We start from the raw sequence: 16,742 nt of genomic DNA on the forward strand, positions 1-16,742 counted from the left end.
GGTAGCGTTGCCGCCCATGGGACGCGTAGACGACAAGGTTGCAGTGATCACCGGTGGTTCGCGGGGCATGGGCGCCGAGCACGCCCGGGCCCTCGTGGCCGAGGGGGCGAAGGTGGTGATCGGCGACATCCTCGACGATGAGGGCAAGGCGCTGGCCGCCGAACTGGGGGACGCGGCGCGCTACGTCCACCTCGATGTCACCTCGCCCGAGGACTGGCAGACGACGGTGTCCACCGCGGTAGACGAGTTCGGCAAGGTCAACGTCCTGGTGAACAATGCCGGCATCGTGAACGGTTCGACGATCCAGAAGTTCCGGCTGGACAAGTGGAAGCAGATCCTGGACGTGAACCTGACGGGCACGTTCCTCGGAATCCAGGCGGTCGCGGACCTGATGATCGACGCCGGCGGTGGCTCGATCATCAACGTCTCGTCGGTGGAGGGCCTGCGCGGAAGTCCCTGGGCGCACGGCTATGTCGCGAGCAAGTGGGGCGTGCGTGGTCTGGCGAAATCGGTTGCGCTCGAACTGGCTCCGCACAACGTGCGGGTGAACTCCATCCACCCGGGTCTCATCCGGACGCCGATGACCGAGGGGATCCCCGACGACATGGTGACCGTGCCGATGGGTCGGGCCGCGGAGTCACGCGAGGTGTCGACCTTCGTGGTGTTCCTGGCCAGCGACGAGTCCTCGTACGCGACCGGTGCCGAGTTCGTGATGGACGGCGGCCTCAGCGCCGACGTGCCACACAAGTGAACGCCCACACCAGGACGACCATCCCGATCAGTTCGACGAGTGTCTGCGTGATCACCGTCGCCGCGGCCAGTTCCGCCCCGACCGGCAGCGCCAGCGCGAGTGGCAGGACGACGAGCGAGTTGCGGGTGGCTCCGGAGAAGACGACCGCGGTCGAGGGTTCCGGGGCGAGCCGGAACGAGCGCGTCACCCCGAACCCGATCGCGACCATGATCACCAGGAACGCGGCGAAGACCGGGATGACGCCGGCGATCTCGGCGAAGCGTGAACCGACAAGGGGCACCTGAGAACTCACCGCGACGAAGAGAACGGCCATCATCAGGGGGACCATGGTGGTGGCGGCTCCGGCCGAGGTTCGGCGGCCCGCTTCGGACCGGTCCGCCCACGCCTGGGTGGCCCACGCCAGCGCGAGCGGGCACATGATGAGGATCAGGAACGCCCAGAGGAAGGGCTCCGGCTCGATCACCGACCGCCCGTCGCCGAGCAGTACCAGCAGGTAGAGCGGTGTCATCAGCATCTGGGCGAGGAGCAGCAGTGGCGTGGCCGCGAGCAGTCGACGGGCGTCACCGCCGCCGAGTCCGGCGAACACGACGACGTAGTCGACGCACGGGCACAGCAGCACCAACAGAGCACCGAGCCGTATCGCGTCGTCGGCGGGCAGGGCGAGGGACAGTACCGCGATCAGCAGCGGGGCGAGGACGAAGTTCAGGAGCAACACCGCCGCCATGAACCGGCGGTCGCGCCACGAAGCCAGCAGGTCCGACAGGCGGATCTGCAAGAAGGTGACGTAGAGCAGCGCTGCGAGCAGTGGCGTGATCGCCGCCTCGAGCAACTCGGCAGGACCGGGAACCACCACACCGGCGACCAGCCCGGTGAGGATCGCGCCGAGATACAGCACCACCTGATGGCGTTCGAGGCGGTCGACGACGGTCGCGGATCCGGGCACCGCATCATTCTGCGACACCGCGGTCTCGTTCACCGGCACCGCAGGGACGCGGTGGGGCAGACTCGACGGGTGATCACCCCCTCCCGGCGCACCGACGTCGCGCTGTTGATCGTGGTGGTCGCGCTTCTCGTCGCGGTGAACGTGGGCGCGCATCTCACCGAAGATGCGGTGTCGGTGGCGATCGTCCCCGTGGCCGCCGTCGTGGCCGTGGTCATCGCTCGTCTCGCCGGCCTCGGCTGGCGGGACCTCGGCCTGAGCCGCGCGGAGCTGCGCGCCGGGATCCCGGTTGCCGTGGCAGCGGTCCTCGTGGTCGCCGCCGTGGTGTCCACGGCGGTCGCGATCCCGGCCACGCGTGAGTTCTTCCTGTCCGACCGGTACGACGACACCTCCGAGGCCCTTCTCGCGGCATTTGTGATCATTCCGCTGCAGACGGTTCTCCCGGAGGAGGTCTTGTTCCGCGGTGTGCTGCAAGGGGTTCTGGGCCGGCTGTTCGCCCCGTTGACGACGCTGGTCGTCGGCGCGATCGCCTTCGGCCTCTGGCACATCCTGTCCTCGACGGGGCTCACCGCGGGCAACGAAGGACTGAGCGGCATCTTGGGCGCCGGGACGGTGGCGCAGATCGTCGGCATCGCCGGAGCCGTGCTCGCGACCGCGGTCGCGGGTTTCGTGCTGGGCTGGCTCCGGCAGCGCACCACGAGCCTGCTCGCGCCCATCGCGCTCCACTGGGCCCTGAACGCGACCGGGGCGATCGGTGCCGCCGTGGCCTGGCAGGTGTCCTAGACGGGCATCACCCGCGGATCGCCGGCCTCACGCGGTCCCGAAGATGCGGTCGCCCGCATCGCCGAGCCCGGGGCGGATGAAGCCGTTGTCGTCGAGTTCCCGATCGACCGCTGCGGTGTAGATCGGCACGTCGGGGTGCGAGTGGTGCAGTACCTCGATGCCCTCCGGGCAGGCGAGCAGGCAGACGAACTTGATGGATTTCGGACCGTACTCCTTGATGCGGTCGATGGCGGCGACGGCCGAATGGCCGGTCGCCAGCAGTGGATCGACGATCACGACGTCACGTTCGGACAGCTCCGACGGCATCTTGAAGTAGTACTCGACGACGACCATGGTCTTCGGGTCACGGTAGAGACCGATGTGGCCGACGCGCGCGCCCGGGACCACCGTCAGCATGCCGTCGGCGATGCCCGCACCGGCACGCAGGACGGCGGCGAACACCAGCTTCTTGCCGTCGATGACTCGCGCGGTGGTGGTCTCGAGTGGCGTGTCGATGGTGATCTCGTGCATCGGGATGTCGCGCAGGACGTCGTACGCCATCAGGATCGAGATCTCGTCGAGGAGGCGGCGGAAGTCGTTGGTCGACGTTTCCTTGCGACGCATCAGCGTCAGCTTGTGTTGCACCAGCGGATGGTCGATGACGGCGACGCTGCCCATGAATACCTCTCGGTCGAGTGTGTGAAGCGATGTGTGGATCGGGTCGTGGTCTGGACGCCGGTGCTCAGAACACGGTGCCGGTGCTGCGTATCGACAAGGGCGGCAGACCATCTCGAATCCGGTTCGCCAGAACACGACCGGCCGCCCATGTCCCGCCCTCGAGCACGCAGGCCAGCGGCATGGTGGTCGTATCCGCGCCGAGCCGCTTGCGCACGAGGTCGGCGATCTCGTCGATCAGGGCGACGGTGAGCGCACGCCATTCGACGACGAGCTCGTCGCCGACCTCCCACTCGCGATCCGCCCAGCCCTCGTCGCGGAGCTCGAGTACCCCGGAGTCGATCAGAAGTCCGCCGTTGCGATACTCGGGGAGACCGGTCAGCTCGTCGAGTCCGGTCACCCGGACACCGGACCACCGGAACGGCTCCAGCAGTGAGTAGGTCAGCCACTGCGACAGTTTGTGGAACGGCACCCAGCCTGCTGTCAGACCCGGACCGACGACGGCGTCGTGATGCCAGCAGTCACCCAGTGGATTGGCGTCGATCGCGTTGTCCGACGGCCAGATCGGGCCCAGGTATTCGAGGATGCCACTCAGGATGTCCACCGCGGACACCTCCGAGCGCCCACCGCGGGTGAGGTGGTCGAACAGGCCGCCGGGCCGCGCGTCCGGACCGAAGATCTCGGGCCGGCGGGACAGGGTCTCACCCAGTCGGCGCAGCAGATCGACTCGTCCGGAGAGGCCGGTGAGCGGATTGTCGGGACCTGTCTGGAAGGCGGCGCCGAGAGTGTCGGCACTGATCCGGCTCAGACCGCCGGCGTCGACTCGCAGGGGATCGGTCGGGTCACTCGAGAACAGCCCGTCGCAGAAGGCCACCCAGCTCGCGACGCCGAGTCCCTCCGAACGCGTGAGGACGAGATCGCTCGACTGCTCGCGGTAGGACCACTCGGGTCCGGCCCCGGCGTCGAGCAGGACACTGACGAGCACGACGTCGACGAGGGCGCGGGTCCGCTCGGCCGAACCGGCCGCGGGCAAGGCGGCATCGATCGCGCCGAGGCGGTCGACGCCGCCGGCCTCGAAGTGTCGCCATCGACTGTGAAAAGGTATGTCCCCGTCGGGATATCGTGACAGTGTCGTCTCCGCGACGAGGTCGGCCGCCGCGTCCAGTGCCTCGTCGCGAACCACGAACCACGACGACTCGCCGGACCGCGCTCGTTCCAGGAGCTGCCGCGATCGGCTCCGGATGGTGGCGGTGGACCGAAGCATCCGACCGGCCTGGGAAGCCGACAACTCCACGTCCGGCGCACCGGCCATCAGAGCGCCCGACCCTTGACCTGTCGCAACTGTTCGGCGTCCGGGACAGGTCCGGGGGTGAAGTAGCCGGCAGCCATTTTCGCGTCGATCTCGACCCGGGCGTCGGCGGGGATCAGTTCGTCGGGGATGTTCACGCGTTCGCCGACCTCGATGCCCGAGCCGGTGATGGCGTCGTATTTCATGTTCGACATCGACACCAGGTGGTGGATCCTGGTGATGCCGAACCAGTGCAGGACGTCGGGCATGAGCTCTTGGAACCGCATGTCCTGAACGCCCGCAACGCATTCGGTGCGTGCGAAGTACTGATCGGCGGTGTCGCCGCCGAGCTGACGTTTGCGGGCGTTGTAGACGAGGAACTTGGTGACCTCGCCGAGCGCGCGTCCCTCCTTGCGGGAGTAGGCGACCAGGCCGACGCCGCCGCGCTGGGTCCCGCGGATGCACTCCTCGATCGCGTGCGTCAGATACGGACGGCACGTGCAGATGTCGGAGCCGAAGACGTCGGAACCGTTGCACTCGTCGTGGACGCGTGCGGTGAGTTCCACCGACGAATCGGCGAGGTCGCGGGGGTCGCCGAAGATGTAGACCGTCTGGCCGCCGATGGGTGGCAGGAACACCTCCAGGTCCGAGCGGGTCACGAGTTCGGGGTACATGCCGCCGGTCTCCTCGAACAACACCCGACGCAGCTCGGCTTCCGAGCATCCGAAGCGATCGGCGACGCCGGGCAGATGCCACACCGGCTCCACGGCCGCCTTCGTGACCAGCGCGGCGCCACTGGGCAGCAGGACCTCGCCGTCGGGGATGAGACGACCTTTCTCGATCGCCTCGGCGATCTCTGGGAGGATGACGTGCGCCTTGGTCACCGCGATGGTGGGCCGGATGTCGTAACCGCGCCCGATCTCGTCGGGGAAACTCTCGGCGACCGTGGCACCCCAGGGATCCATCGAGACGATGGCGCGCGGGTCACCCCACTGTGGATACGGTCCGATGTGGTCGGTGGGCGAGGTGTTGGTGAGGTCGGCCCGGTGCTCGCGCGCCAGGGCGCCGGCGGCGACGGCCAGGGCGCGGTACACGCTGTAGGAGCCGCTGTGGGTGCCGATGACATTGCGATGCCCACGCGTGCCCGTGGTCCCGATGACGGGACCGCGCTCGGCCGCGGTGGCGGCCCCCCAGTGGATGGACGGCGCGTCGATCCCGCCGCTGTGGGAGGTCAGTCGGATGTGGCCCAGGGACCTGTGTTCGCCGGACATCGTCATCGTCCTCACTTCTGTCGAGACGGTCACCCGCCACTTCAGGGAAAGCGCCAGCATAGTTGCGGATGCCCGTGTGTGCCGGGTGATGCCGAACGCCGTGGCGGCGGCACCCGCCAAGGGTGCCGCCGCCACGTTCTGACCGTCGTGGTGACGAGGTGCGCCGCCTCGATCAGAGGTCGAACCGGTCCAGGTTCATCACCTTGTCCCAGGCCGCGACGAAGTCGTTCACGAACTTCTCGGCGGCGTCGTCGGTCGCGTAGACCTCGGCGAGAGCGCGCAGCTGGGAGTTCGACGTGAACGCCAGATCGGCGCGGGTACCGGTCCAGACCTGCTCACCGGTGGCGCGATCCCGACCGATGTAGACGTTCTCCTCATCCGAGGCCGACCAGGCCGTCGACATGTCGAGCAGGTTGACGAAGAAATCGTTCGTGAGGATGCCGGGGCGATCGGTCAGAACACCCGCAGATGAGCCGCCGAAGTTGTTGCCCAGCACTCGGAGTCCGCCCACCAGCACCGTCATCTCGGGTGCGCTGAGGGTCAACAGCGCTGCCTTGTCGACGAGGGTGAACTCGGCCGGGAGATCACTGCCCTCGGCCATGTAGTTGCGGAACCCGTCGGCCTTGGGCTCGAGGTACGCGAAGGACTCGACGTCGGTCTCCTCCTGGGAGGCGTCGGTGCGACCCGGGGTGAACGGCACGGTGATGTCCACGCCCGCGTCCCGCGCGGCCTTCTCGACGGCCGCCGCACCGCCGAGCACCACCAGGTCGGCGAAGGAGATCGTCGCGCCGGCCTCACCGATGAACGAGTCCCGGATCCCTTCGAGGGTGTCGATCACGGCCGCCAGCTCGGTGGGCTCGTTCACCTCCCACTCCGACTGCGGTTGCAACCGGATGCGGCCGCCGTTGGCGCCGCCGCGCTTGTCGCTGCCGCGGAAACTCGACGCCGCCGCCCAGGCGGTCTTGACGAGTTGCGCGACAGTCAATCCCGAGTCGAGCAGCATCCCCTTCAGGATCGCCACGTCGGCTTCGGACACGACCGGTCCCTCATGCGCCGGGACATTGTCCTGCCAGAGGTAGGTCTCGGTCGGGACCAGCGGCCCGCGATAACGGACGGCGGGCCCCATGTCGCGGTGCAGGAGCTTGAACCAGGCCTTGGCGAACTCATCGGCCAGTTCCTCGGGGTGGTCCAGCCAGCGCCGGGTGATCTGCTCGAAACCGGGGTCGTACCGCATCGCGAGGTCCGTGGTCAGCATCGACGGATGAGTCCTGTCGTCGCCGAACGCCTTCGGGACGGTGCCTGCTCCGGCTCCGTCTTTCGGGCGCCACTGGTTGGCCCCGGCCGGACTCTTGTAGAGCTCCCACTCATAGCCATAGAGAGTTTCGAGAAATGCGTTGTCCCAGGTGGTCGGAGTGGGATTCCAGATCACCTCGAGTCCGCTGGTGATCGCATCCGCACCCTTGCCGGAGCCGTGTGAGCTGGCCCAGCCGAGGCCGGCGTCCTCGACGGCGGCGGCCTCCGGTTCGGGACCCACCAGCCCGGCGTCACCGGCACCGTGGGTCTTGCCGAAGGTGTGGCCGCCGACGATCAGTGCGGCGGTCTCGACGTCGTTCATCGCCATACGCGCAAACGTCTCGCGGATGTCCACCGCGGATGCGAGGATGTCCGGATTGCCGTTCGGCCCTTCCGGATTCACATAGATCAAGCCCATCTGCACTGCGGCAAGGGGTTTCTCGAGTTCGCGGTTGCCCGAGTACCGGTGATCGGCGAGCCACTCGAGTTCGGGTCCCCAGTACACCTCGTCGGGCTCCCACTCGTCGACGCGACCGAATGCGAAGCCCGCGGTGGCGAATCCCATCGACTCCAGCGCGACATTTCCGGCGAAGACCAGCAGGTCGGCCCAGGACAGGGCCTTGCCGTACTTCTTCTTGATCGGCCACAGCAGGCGGCGCGCCTTGTCCAGGTTGGCGTTGTCCGGCCAGCTGTTGAGCGGGGCGAATCGTTGCATTCCGGCGCCGGCGCCACCGCGTCCGTCCTCCACGCGGTAGGTGCCCGCGGCGTGCCAGGACATGCGGACGAACAGACCGCCGTAGTGTCCGAAGTCGGCGGGCCACCAGTCCTGGGAATCGGTCATGAGCGCTGTCAGATCCGCGCGCAGAGCCTCGACGTCGAGGGTCTCGAGGGCCGAGTCGTAGTCGAAGTCGGCGTCCATCGGATTCGCGACATCCGGATTGTGCTGGAGGACTTTCAGATTCAATTGATTCGGCCACCAGTCGCGGTTGCCGCCGCCCTGGGTCGGCGGCTTGAGCCTACCGTGTGCGACCGGGCATCCGCCGGTCGCGGGCTCGGTGTTCGCCTCGGCGATCGGGGGGTGTTCCCGCGCGTCGGAGACGGACGTGGGGTCGTGCTGGGCCATCTGGGGTTTCCTTTCGGGCACGGAGAGAACTGTGATCGCCGGGTCGGCGATCACAGAGTCGGTGCGATGTCGGTCGTCGGGGTTATCGGTCGGGGATGCAGTCGGAGCAGTAGCCCCAGTAGATGACCTCGGCTTCGTCGATGACGAAACCTCGGTCGTCGGACGGGGTCAGGCACGGGGCTTCGCCGATTGCGCAGTCGACGTCACCGATGGACCCGCATGTACGGCATATCACGTGGTGGTGGTTGTCCCCGACCCGTGACTCATATCGAGACACGTGGCCCGACGGTTGGATACGTCGGATCAGGCCGGCCGAAGTCAACACGCCCAGAACGTCATACACCGTCTGTTGCGAGACCTCGGGCAGCCGTGCGCGAGTCGAACGCAGCACCTCGTCGGTGTCGGCGTGGGGGTGGGCCCGGACGGCCTGCATCACCGCGATGCGCGGACGAGTGACCCGCAGTCCGGCCGCCCGCAGGTGCCGGGTGCAGTCGTCGTCGGTGAGCATGACGCCCATCGTGCCCACTTTTCTGGAACCATTCAAGTTTATGTGGGGAAGTGAGGTGCCGATCACCCCCGAAGTCGTAGGATCGGCTCATGCCGACAGCGACGCCGACTCGTTCGCGGGTGAGCTGATGACCCGTTACGACGAGATCGTCGACGAGCTCTACGGTCTCGCGCCCGGCGCGTTCGTGACCCGCCGGAATGAACTGGCTCGTGAGGTGAAGGCGGATGGCGACCGCGAACTCGCCGGTCGGATCGAAAAGCTGCGGCGACCAACGCAATCGGCCTGGGCGATCAACCAGTGGGTGCGCGCGTACCCCGACGACAGTGCGCTCATCGCCGAGTTGGCGTCGGAATTGACTGCGGCGCAGCGCCGCTCGGCGGTCGACAAGATTCGGGCACTGTCCCGGCGCCGCCAGGAGCTGATCAGCTCGTCGGTGACCGCGGTCGCGAGGGCAGCGGCTGACCGTCAGGTGAGGCTGGCGGACGGTGCCGTTCGAGAGGTCACGCAGACACTGCGCGCCGCGGTGGCCGACCAGGAGGTACTCGAGCAGGTGTTGCGGGGCAATCTCACCGCGTCTGCCGAGTACAGCGGCTTCGGACCCGCCGGCGTGTTCGTGGTGCCGGAGCCGTCACCGGAACGGGGCGAGGACGAGCCGGAGGTCGACGATGCGGGAGGTACGGCCGACGACCCAGATGAGCCGACCCCGTCGGACGACTCCGACAGCGAACGCGAACGCCGTGAGCTCGAGGCCCGGCTGGCCGACGCGGAGGCGGGGGAGCGGGCTGCGCGATCCGACCTCGACGATGCCTCGAAGGCGGTCGACGGTGTGTCGTCGGAAGTGGACGAGGTCGTCGGCCGGGCTCAGGAACTAAGGGCTGAGCTGGCGCGCTGCGAGGAGTCGCTGCGCTTTGCGCGCCAACGTCTGTCGACCGCCGAGCATGGCAGGGCCGAGGCCCGGATCGCGCTCCGCGAGGCGGTCGCGGCGACCAACGAGATCCGCGCGGCGCTGGCCGAACTCTGAGGGCACCGCGCGCCACGCGGATGGTCGGCGCCTGAGGGTCAGCGCGTCAAGTGGAAGCGCAGCAACTCGGAGGTGCCGTTGAGCGCACGGCCCCAGTAGCCGCCGCGGCCGTCGGCGCGGAGCTCGTCACGCACGAATCCGACGGGGGTTCCCGAGTAGTCCACGACGATGACGGGCGCGCCGTCCTGCACCGAGCGGCCCGGGTACACCGCACCGGGGAACGCCCATCCGATGGCTGTGTCGTTGACGACCCGCGAGCCCGTGAAGTTCTTGCCGAACCACACCGTGTCGGCGATGGGGGCACTGGTGACATCGCCGCGGTAGTACCCGGTCGGCATGGGCGGGGCGGCCAGCGCGGTGCCGGGCGCGACGAGCGTGATCACCCCAGCGATCAGAACCGCGGCGGCCGGCGCGGCACAGTGACGGAGATGGGATGTGAGTGCGGTGTCCATCTGTCGATTGAACGCCCGTGCAATCCCGTTGACCTGGGATCGGCCACGCCGATGCGGAACCGATAGCGAGGGTCAGTGGCCGACGAGGCGCAGTGAGTCGTCGCGCCGGAGCACGAAGAAGTACGGTTTCGGCGAACCCTTGAGATCCATGGCGCCCAGGACGGCGTCGTCGGAGATCCGGCGGAAGACGTCGTTGATCGGCAGCTGGTCGTAGACCATCGTGGCCGTGTCCGTGCCGCGGTACCGGGTGGTGCGCAGACGGGCACGCGCTCGTCGGGTGCCACTGAGGAGACGGGTCGCCGCGATCGGCGTCGCGAACGACAGCGATCTGACCCCGGGTGCCTTCTCGGCGATCCCGAGTCCGCCGAACGCGATCGCCGGGTTGCCGCAGGCATGACCGACTCTGCGTACGACCCTCGTGACCTTCTCGCCGAAGGCGGGCTCGGTGTCCTGGCCACGATCAAGGCATCGGGACTTCCTCAGCTGTCGCCCGTGACGCCCTTCTACGACCGCGACGCCGAGACCATCTATGTCTCGATGACCGAGGGGCGGGCCAAGACGGCGAACCTCCGGCGCGATCCACGCGCAGCCCTCGAGATCACCGGCCCCGATCGCTACACCTGGGCGACGGCGGAGGGCACCGTGACACTGATAGGTCCGGGTACCGAACCGGACGGGCCCGAGGTCGAGACCCTCGTGGACTACTACCGCCGAGCTGCCGGCGAGCACCCGGACTGGGATGAGTACCGCAGGGTGATGGTCGCCGACCGTCGTGTCCTGATGGTCATGGCGGTGGACCGGGTGTACGGCGAACGTCTTCGCTGAGATGTCGGGCGCCGCGTTGTCGAATGAGGACGCGCGCTGTCCTCATGGTGGCGCACAGTGGAGGCATGGCAACTGAATTTCAGGTGACGTTCGATTGTGGTGATCCGGCATCGCTGTCGGAGTTCTGGGCCGAGGTGCTCGGCTATCGGCTCCAGGACCCACCACCCGGTTTCGACAGCTGGGATGCCGCGCTCGATGCGTTCGGTGTCCCGCCGGAACGCCGGAACGACGCGTCGGGGGTGATCGATCCGGGCGGACGCGGGCCCCGGCTGTTCTTCCAGCGCGTCCCCGAGGGCAAGGCGGCCAAGAACCGGGTCCACCTCGACGTCCGTGCCGCACCCGGTCTGCGCGGGGACGAGCGGATGAACGCTCTCGAGGCTGAGGCGGACCGTCTCGTCGGACTCGGCGCGACCCGGGTCGAACGGCACGATCCGGCTCCACCGCTCGGCGAGGGGCACATCGTCCTGCAGGACCCCGAGGGCAACGAGTTCTGCCTGGACTAGGGATTTCGTAGCGACACTGCGCGCTATGTGCGTTCTCTTGCTACGAGATCCGGGGTCAGGGAGATGTTTCCGGCCCTACCCAGCGTCCCGTCGAGGTCGGGTTGCTCGAAGGTGACCTCGGCGGAACGCCCCTCCACCGAGAGCGTCGCGATGGTGTTGCCGAACAGCGGGCCGAGAGAGTTGCGCCAGGCGACCGGCAGATCGGGCGACCCACCGCGACGGGCCCAGCGTCGGACGATCGAGGCGAGCCGATTGGACCATCCCAGCCGGAACACCACCTTGATGTACGGCGGGATCGCGTTGTGCACGGGCGAGCACACCAGCTGGTGGACGTCGGCGGTGGTCGCGTCCGAGAAGGTCGCACGCGCGGCGTAGCTGTGGTGGACGTCGCCGGACAGTACGCTGACCGTCGCCGGCCCCGGATCGCGGGTCGCGACCCGCCGGATCATGTCACTGAGCCGGACGAAGGAGTCGAAGAAGGCAGGCCAGTGCTCGAGGTCCGCGCCCTGCCGGATCTTCTCGGCGAGTTGCCCTCGACGCCCCGACCGCCGGGCGCCGATCTCGTTGAGGGTCTCCGCATCGCCGACGACGGGCGGCAGCAACCACGGCAGCGATGAACCGAGGACGAGGTGGTCGAGCCCGTCCAGATCGTCGTCGACCTGGCTCTCGACCCAATCGAATTCGACGTCGCTCAACATCTTTCGCGTCCCCCCGGAGAGGATGCGGCCGTTGCGGGAGTCGATCATGACGAGCCGCGTGTTGCCCAGGTCCCATCGGAAGCTGAACCGGATGCCCTTGGTTCCGTCGGTTTCGTGGTCGGCGCGATCCGCGACACCGATCAGGTGGGGCCAACAGTCACCGTCGATCTCGCGCACGCGGCGGTAGTCCTCGGACTCGGCCAGTTCGGCGGGGGAGAGGTTGCCGAGGTGCTGATACACCCAGTACGACGCCAGGCCGGCGCGGATACGGTCCTGCCACCACGGCTTCTCCTGCATCTGACGACGCCAGGTGTCGGAGGTGTTCCAGTCATCACGGATGTCGTGATCGTCGAAGATCATGGCCGTGGGCACGGTGGAGAGGATCCATCGGATCTCGGGGTCACCCCAGGTGTGCCGATAGAGGCCCTCGTATTCCTCGAAGTCGACGACTTCGTCCGACGGTCCGGCGGTGGACGTCCGATTCGATTCCAGCGACTCCTTCACCTGCGGGGTCAGTTCGTCGGCGTACACCTGGTCGCCGAGCAAGATGAGCGTGTCGGGCCACTCGTCGACAGGGAGATGACGCATCCGGATGGCGTAGCAGTCCAACGCGTCGAGTCCGAGTTTCTGGTCGAGCTTCGGGTCCTCGGCACGTGGATACCGGCAGGACCCGAACACGAATCGGTGCCGGTCCGCGGTGTCCGGTCCCCGGGTTCGGATGACGCTGGGCGGGAACTCCATGTCGGGAAGCGGCCACTCGAGGGCGCCGTTGACGCGGACCTGGTACTCGGTGATCGTGTCGGGCACCAGGCCGGTGACCTCGACCAACGCGTAGTGATGACCGGACACCTCGAATGTCCGGGTGCCGCAACCGAGCACCTCGACCTCGCCCGGTTCGTCGGTTTGCACCCAGACCAGCGCGGAGGTCTCGTCGACGTGCCGGAGGATCGGACCCAGAACCAAAGCCATTCGATCAGAGTAGGCCGTCGCGCGCGCTCGTGCGCCCGCGTCGATCGGCGCGATGAGTTCGTCCGGAAGAGCCGGTCTGTACTCGTGTTGCCGCTGCACGCGGGGGACACGGTCACGCCGGCAGGACGGCGCACCGAGAATCGACGGAGGAGGAACCCATGGTGATCGTCGCCGGCAGTCTTCGAGTGGACCCGCGCGGGCGGGCCGACTACCTCGCCGGATGCGAGGAGTGATCGGTGCGGCCCGTCGGGCTCCGGGGTGTCGCGACTTCGCGATCAGCGCCGACACGACGGACCCGGGCCGTGTCAACATCTTCGAGCGATGGGACTCGCAGTCGGCAGTCGACGCCTTCCGGGGTGACGGGGTCGGCGACGAGCAGGCGCAGGCGATCCTCTCGGCGGCGGTCGCCGAATACGATGTCGCCGACATCCGGATCCTCGCCGGCGCTCCGGACTGACGACCGTGCGCCGGTCGTCGTCGTACGCTGTGTGCGCGCCGCGCGAGGGGAGAGAGATGACCGGCAGTACCGACGTCCACCAGAGTCTCGCCGAGGTCCTCGATGAGCTACGGGCACTCGATGACCCGAAGATCCGGGCGGTGAACGAGAGGCACGGGGACGATCACGGGGTCAATCTCACGAAGCTCAGGGCCCTCGCGAAACGACTTCGGATACAGCCCGACCTCTCCGCGGCGCTGTGGGCGACCGAGGACACGGCGGCGCGGTTGCTCGCTCTGCTGATCTGCCGCCCGAAGTCGTTCGACGCCGCAGCGCTCGACACGATGGTCCGCGAGGCCGACCGGCCGAAGGTGCACGATTGGTTCGTCAACTATGTCGTCAAGAAGAATGCGCATGCCGAGGAACTGCGGACGGCGTGGCTGGGCGACCCCGAGCCCGGTGTCGCGGCAGCGGGCTGGGCCCTGACCTCCGATCGGGTGGCCAAGCGCCCCGGTGATCTCGACCTCGCGGTCCTGCTCGACGTCATCGAGTCGGAGATGACACAGGCGCCGCCTCGTCTGCAGTGGGCGATGAACACGTGCCTGGCGACCATCGGCATCGAGAATCCCGAGTTCCGTACCCGTGCAATCGACATCGGTGAGCGGTTGAAGGTGCTGGAGGACTATCCGACGTCACCTGGATGCACGTCGCCGTATGCGCCGGTGTGGATAGCCGAGATGGTCCGACGCCGCGAGGTCTGATCGGAGATCATCCGGCTTCGACCTACTTGAAGGTCAAGTGTCCGTGGATCTCCGGCGTCGCGGCTTCGGGTCAGATGAGACCCAGTGCGAGCATCGCATCGGCGACCTGGGTGAACGCCGCGATGTTGGCGCCGGTCGCGTAGTTGCCGGGCACCCCGTACAAGTCCGCCGTGTGCAGGCAGTGATCGTGGATCGACGTCATGATCTCCGACAGCCGCTCCTCGGGTGTGGCTGAACGACCACGAATCCCGGGAAGCGTTCTGCTGCATCTCGAGTGCGCTCGTGGCCACTCCGCCCGCATTCGCGGCCTTGCCCGGCGCGAAGCCGACGCCCGCCTCGGCGAAGATGCGCACCGCCTCGGGCGTGCTGGGCATGTTCGCGCCCTCGGCCACGATGCGGCACCCGTTCTTCGCCAGTTCGGTGGCGTCGACCCCGTTCAGTTCGTTCTGCGTCGCGCAGGGAATGGCGATGTCGGTGGGCACACTCCACAACGAGCCGGAGCCGATGTACCGGGCGGACCCGCGGCGAGCGTCGACATAATCCGAGATCCGCCCACGCCGAACGTTTTTGATGTCCTTGAGCAGTTCCAGGTCGACACCGGCCTCGTCGACGACATGACCTCCCGAGTCCGAGCAGGCGATCACGCGGCCACCGAGTTGCTGCACCTTCTCGATGGCGTGGATCGCGACATTGCCCGAGCCCGAGACGACCACGGTCTTGCCGGCGAGATCGTCGCCGACGGCGGCCAGCATGTCACGGACGAAGAACACGACGCCGTACCCGGTCGCCTCGGTGCGGACCTGCGAGCCACCCCACGCGAGTCCTTTGCCGGTGAGGACGCCGGACTCGTAACGGTTGGTGATGCGCTTGTACTGGCCGAAGAGATAACCGATCTCACGACCACCGACGCCCGTGTCGCCGGCGGGCACGTCGGTGTACTCGCCGATGTGGCGGTACAGCTCGGTCATGAACGACTGGCAGAAGCGCATGACCTCCCCGTCGGAGCGCCCCTTGGGATCGAAGTCGGCGCCGCCTTTGCCGCCGCCGATCGGGAGTCCCGTCAGAGCGTTCTTGAAGATCTGCTCGAACCCGAGGAACTTGACGACGCCCAGGTAGACGCTCGGGTGAAAACGCAAGCCCCCCTTGTACGGTCCCAGAGCGGAGTTGAACTCGACACGGAAACCGCGGTTGATCTGCACCTGGCCCTGGTCGTCGACCCACGGTACCCGGAAGATGATCTGGCGCTCGGGCTCGGTCAGCCTCTTGATGATCCCCGCGTCCGCGTAATGAGGGTGCTTCGCCAAGACCGGACCCAGACTGTCGAAGACCTCCCGGACGGCCTGGTGGAACTCGGCTTCCCCGGGGTTTCGCGCAACGACCTGCGCGTACAGATCACTGATCTTCTCGTCGAGCACGGCCACGATGGCGACCACTTCCTTATCGATACGTGTGGGACGGCGACGTGCCCAGGTGAGCACGTCGCCACCCGCACCCTATCGAGCGACAGAAATTCGACCACAGACCGGTCCGTCTGACGAACGTCGCGGGTGCATCCGCGACGGGAGATCAGGGTGGACTCGCCCTGACGACGGGGGGATCACGCTCACCGCGACGCACGCATCACGATGACGCGAGAACAGGTCGCCGTATATCGAGCGTCGGGTGCCGAGTCGCGATCTCACGCCGGGACGTCGGGTCGGCGCCGGTGGTGAGCGTCAGAATCCAGGGCACCGATTCGGTGTCGTCGGTCACCCATGGATCCAACTCGAGGTGGGCGAGGACGTCGCGTGACAGGCTCTCGAGTTTCGCGACGGTCAGGCGACCGGACGAGTCCGCGAATCCGAAGCACACATCTCGACCCTCCGGGACCCCGAACACGTCCACGTCGTTCTCGCGGTGCCACTGCCTGCGCAGCAGCAACGAGTCCGACTCTTCGACGACAACCGAGCATCTGGCGGGGCGAGAAAAAGCGTCCAGGGCGCGTGTCGACGCGCGATCCACGAATTCTCTCACCCGACTCGGAGACCCGCATACACGTATCCGGCACTCCATCACAACCGCCTTCACGGCCACTCTTCCTTTCACTGCTGCCGGTCATCTCCGACCGGTGCCATGGACTCTAGCCGAGAAAAAAATAAAAGCCAGTTCGACGGTTCCGGTTTGTCTGATAGCGACGAAATCGCTTGTACGCCAGTAGGTGACGGTCACGGCAAAGGTGAACGCGCGGCGAGGCTGGACTTTTGTTTTTTCCGGGCTATGGTCACGGAGGTGGTAGGTCAGAGCCGTCGTGGTCGACAACCGATGGAGGAAAAGTGGCAGAAAAGAATTCGAGTTCCAAGAAACGCCGCCAAGAACTCAAGGAGCGCCGTGAGCGGAAACGCGCACTCGAGGACACCTCAATTGTTCGGAGGAGGAAAAGTGCCCGCTGACGCGGTTGCTCCCTGAGGAGCGAGCAGTTCCTTCGAG

General features: G+C 67.3%; 15 protein-coding genes and 3 pseudogenes. 7 read left to right on the forward strand and 11 right to left on the reverse strand.

Translation table 11 applies throughout. The annotated features are described in order from the left end of the window. Window positions 1–16 precede the first annotated feature (16 nt). Entirely contained in the window at window positions 17–751 is a 735-nt protein-coding gene (locus AMD30_RS09080) for a glucose 1-dehydrogenase (RefSeq protein ID WP_055475422.1), read from the forward strand. Here the strand turns inward: AMD30_RS09080 and AMD30_RS09085 are convergent. Beyond that, window positions 726–1,712, reverse strand: coding sequence for a bile acid:sodium symporter (locus tag AMD30_RS09085; RefSeq protein ID WP_055475440.1), 987 nt, complete (start codon window positions 1,710–1,712; stop codon window positions 726–728). The two genes, AMD30_RS09080 and AMD30_RS09085, sit on opposite strands and share 26 nt — an antisense overlap. A 51-nt stretch (window positions 1,713–1,763) precedes the next feature. Between AMD30_RS09085 and AMD30_RS09090 the strand changes: the two genes are divergently transcribed. Continuing rightward, window positions 1,764–2,474: a CPBP family intramembrane glutamic endopeptidase gene (locus AMD30_RS09090; RefSeq protein ID WP_055475423.1), complete on the forward strand. Its 711-nt coding sequence runs from the start codon at window positions 1,764–1,766 to the stop codon at window positions 2,472–2,474. Between the two features lie 27 nt (window positions 2,475–2,501). On the opposite strand, the gene upp is transcribed toward AMD30_RS09090, so the two are convergent. The 5 genes from upp to AMD30_RS09115 form a co-directional block, all read right to left on the reverse strand. After that, the gene (gene upp / locus AMD30_RS09095) at window positions 2,502–3,131 is read right to left on the reverse strand and encodes a uracil phosphoribosyltransferase (RefSeq protein WP_055475424.1); all 630 of its coding nucleotides are present in this window, start codon (window positions 3,129–3,131) and stop codon (window positions 2,502–2,504) included. Between the two features lie 64 nt (window positions 3,132–3,195). Further along, window positions 3,196–4,440: a DUF1688 family protein gene (locus tag AMD30_RS09100; protein ID WP_055475425.1), complete on the reverse strand. Its 1,245-nt coding sequence runs from the start codon at window positions 4,438–4,440 to the stop codon at window positions 3,196–3,198. Next, entirely contained in the window at window positions 4,440–5,687 is a 1,248-nt protein-coding gene (locus AMD30_RS09105; protein ID WP_010842474.1) for a GTP cyclohydrolase II, read from the reverse strand. Before AMD30_RS09105 ends, AMD30_RS09100 begins: the two co-directional genes overlap by 1 nt. Window positions 5,688–5,859: 172 nt before the next feature. Further along, window positions 5,860–8,103: a catalase/peroxidase HPI gene (gene katG / locus AMD30_RS09110; protein ID WP_055475441.1), complete on the reverse strand. Its 2,244-nt coding sequence runs from the start codon at window positions 8,101–8,103 to the stop codon at window positions 5,860–5,862. Between the two features lie 82 nt (window positions 8,104–8,185). Then, window positions 8,186–8,611: a Fur family transcriptional regulator gene (locus AMD30_RS09115; protein WP_055475442.1), complete on the reverse strand. Its 426-nt coding sequence runs from the start codon at window positions 8,609–8,611 to the stop codon at window positions 8,186–8,188. Between the two features lie 127 nt (window positions 8,612–8,738). On the opposite strand from AMD30_RS09115, the gene AMD30_RS09120 reads away from it, so the two are divergent. Beyond that, on the forward strand, window positions 8,739–9,632 hold the full coding sequence (locus tag AMD30_RS09120; protein ID WP_055475443.1) for a hypothetical protein: 894 nt from the start codon (window positions 8,739–8,741) through the stop codon (window positions 9,630–9,632). Between the two features lie 38 nt (window positions 9,633–9,670). Here AMD30_RS09120 and AMD30_RS09125 read toward each other — a convergent pair whose 3' ends face one another. Both AMD30_RS09125 and AMD30_RS09130 read right to left on the reverse strand, forming a co-directional pair. Next, window positions 9,671–10,084 carry a hypothetical protein gene (locus AMD30_RS09125; protein WP_035717273.1) on the reverse strand — a complete coding sequence of 138 codons (414 nt, stop codon included), beginning with the start codon at window positions 10,082–10,084 and terminating at the stop codon, window positions 9,671–9,673. A 72-nt stretch (window positions 10,085–10,156) separates the two neighbouring features. After that, window positions 10,157–10,468, reverse strand: a pseudogene (locus tag AMD30_RS09130) (DUF4334 domain-containing protein); the annotation flags it as partial. A 9-nt stretch (window positions 10,469–10,477) separates the two neighbouring features. Here AMD30_RS09130 and AMD30_RS09135 point away from each other — a divergent pair. Together AMD30_RS09135 and AMD30_RS09140 are read left to right on the forward strand one after the other, a co-directional pair. Further along, a complete protein-coding gene (locus tag AMD30_RS09135; protein WP_055475426.1) occupies window positions 10,478–10,909 on the forward strand; it encodes a PPOX class F420-dependent oxidoreductase in 432 nt (143 codons plus the stop codon). A gap of 65 nt (window positions 10,910–10,974) precedes the next feature. Then, complete coding sequence (locus tag AMD30_RS09140) at window positions 10,975–11,412, forward strand: VOC family protein (RefSeq protein ID WP_010842480.1); 438 nt, start codon at window positions 10,975–10,977, stop codon at window positions 11,410–11,412. Window positions 11,413–11,435: 23 nt separating this feature from the next. On the opposite strand, the gene AMD30_RS09145 is transcribed toward AMD30_RS09140, so the two are convergent. Then, window positions 11,436–13,079 carry an alkaline phosphatase D family protein gene (locus tag AMD30_RS09145; protein WP_035717322.1) on the reverse strand — a complete coding sequence of 548 codons (1,644 nt, stop codon included), beginning with the start codon at window positions 13,077–13,079 and terminating at the stop codon, window positions 11,436–11,438. Window positions 13,080–13,237: 158 nt separating this feature from the next. Between AMD30_RS09145 and AMD30_RS09150 the strand changes: the two are divergent. After that, window positions 13,238–13,536, forward strand: a pseudogene (locus tag AMD30_RS09150) (putative quinol monooxygenase). Window positions 13,537–13,592: 56 nt separating this feature from the next. Further along, entirely contained in the window at window positions 13,593–14,276 is a 684-nt protein-coding gene (locus AMD30_RS09155; RefSeq protein WP_010842484.1) for a DNA alkylation repair protein, read from the forward strand. 70 nt (window positions 14,277–14,346) lie between these two features. On the opposite strand, the pseudogene gdhA reads toward AMD30_RS09155, so the two are convergent. Next, window positions 14,347–15,709, reverse strand: a pseudogene (gdhA, locus tag AMD30_RS09160) (NADP-specific glutamate dehydrogenase). A gap of 187 nt (window positions 15,710–15,896) precedes the next feature. Continuing rightward, window positions 15,897–16,277 carry a hypothetical protein gene (locus AMD30_RS24985; RefSeq protein ID WP_231632671.1) on the reverse strand — a complete coding sequence of 127 codons (381 nt, stop codon included), beginning with the start codon at window positions 16,275–16,277 and terminating at the stop codon, window positions 15,897–15,899. Window positions 16,278–16,742: the final 465 nt, after the last annotated feature.

It is taken from the genome of Gordonia sp. HS-NH1 (assembly GCF_001418765.1).
In the GTDB taxonomy this organism is placed as follows: Bacteria; Actinomycetota; Actinomycetes; order Mycobacteriales; family Mycobacteriaceae; genus Gordonia.

Excerpts from the sequence above, each read along its gene's own strand:
- AMD30_RS09135 (WP_055475426.1), top strand. The coding sequence starts at position 10,478 with ATGACCGACTCTGCGTACGACCCTCGTGACCTTCTCGCCGAAGGCGGG.
- AMD30_RS09120 (WP_055475443.1), top strand. The coding sequence starts at position 8,739 with ATGACCCGTTACGACGAGATCGTCGACGAGCTCTACGGTCTCGCGCCC.
- AMD30_RS09100 (WP_055475425.1), bottom strand. The coding sequence starts at position 4,440 with ATGGCCGGTGCGCCGGACGTGGAGTTGTCGGCTTCCCAGGCCGGTCGG.
- AMD30_RS09115 (WP_055475442.1), bottom strand. The coding sequence starts at position 8,611 with ATGCTCACCGACGACGACTGCACCCGGCACCTGCGGGCGGCCGGACTG.
- upp (WP_055475424.1), bottom strand. The coding sequence starts at position 3,131 with ATGGGCAGCGTCGCCGTCATCGACCATCCGCTGGTGCAACACAAGCTG.
- AMD30_RS09080 (WP_055475422.1), top strand. The coding sequence starts at position 17 with ATGGGACGCGTAGACGACAAGGTTGCAGTGATCACCGGTGGTTCGCGG.
- AMD30_RS09145 (WP_035717322.1), bottom strand. The coding sequence starts at position 13,079 with ATGGCTTTGGTTCTGGGTCCGATCCTCCGGCACGTCGACGAGACCTCC.
- AMD30_RS09155 (WP_010842484.1), top strand. The coding sequence starts at position 13,593 with ATGACCGGCAGTACCGACGTCCACCAGAGTCTCGCCGAGGTCCTCGAT.
- AMD30_RS09140 (WP_010842480.1), top strand. The coding sequence starts at position 10,975 with ATGGCAACTGAATTTCAGGTGACGTTCGATTGTGGTGATCCGGCATCG.
- katG (WP_055475441.1), bottom strand. The coding sequence starts at position 8,103 with ATGGCCCAGCACGACCCCACGTCCGTCTCCGACGCGCGGGAACACCCC.
- AMD30_RS09125 (WP_035717273.1), bottom strand. The coding sequence starts at position 10,084 with ATGGACACCGCACTCACATCCCATCTCCGTCACTGTGCCGCGCCGGCC.
- AMD30_RS09105 (WP_010842474.1), bottom strand. The coding sequence starts at position 5,687 with ATGTCCGGCGAACACAGGTCCCTGGGCCACATCCGACTGACCTCCCAC.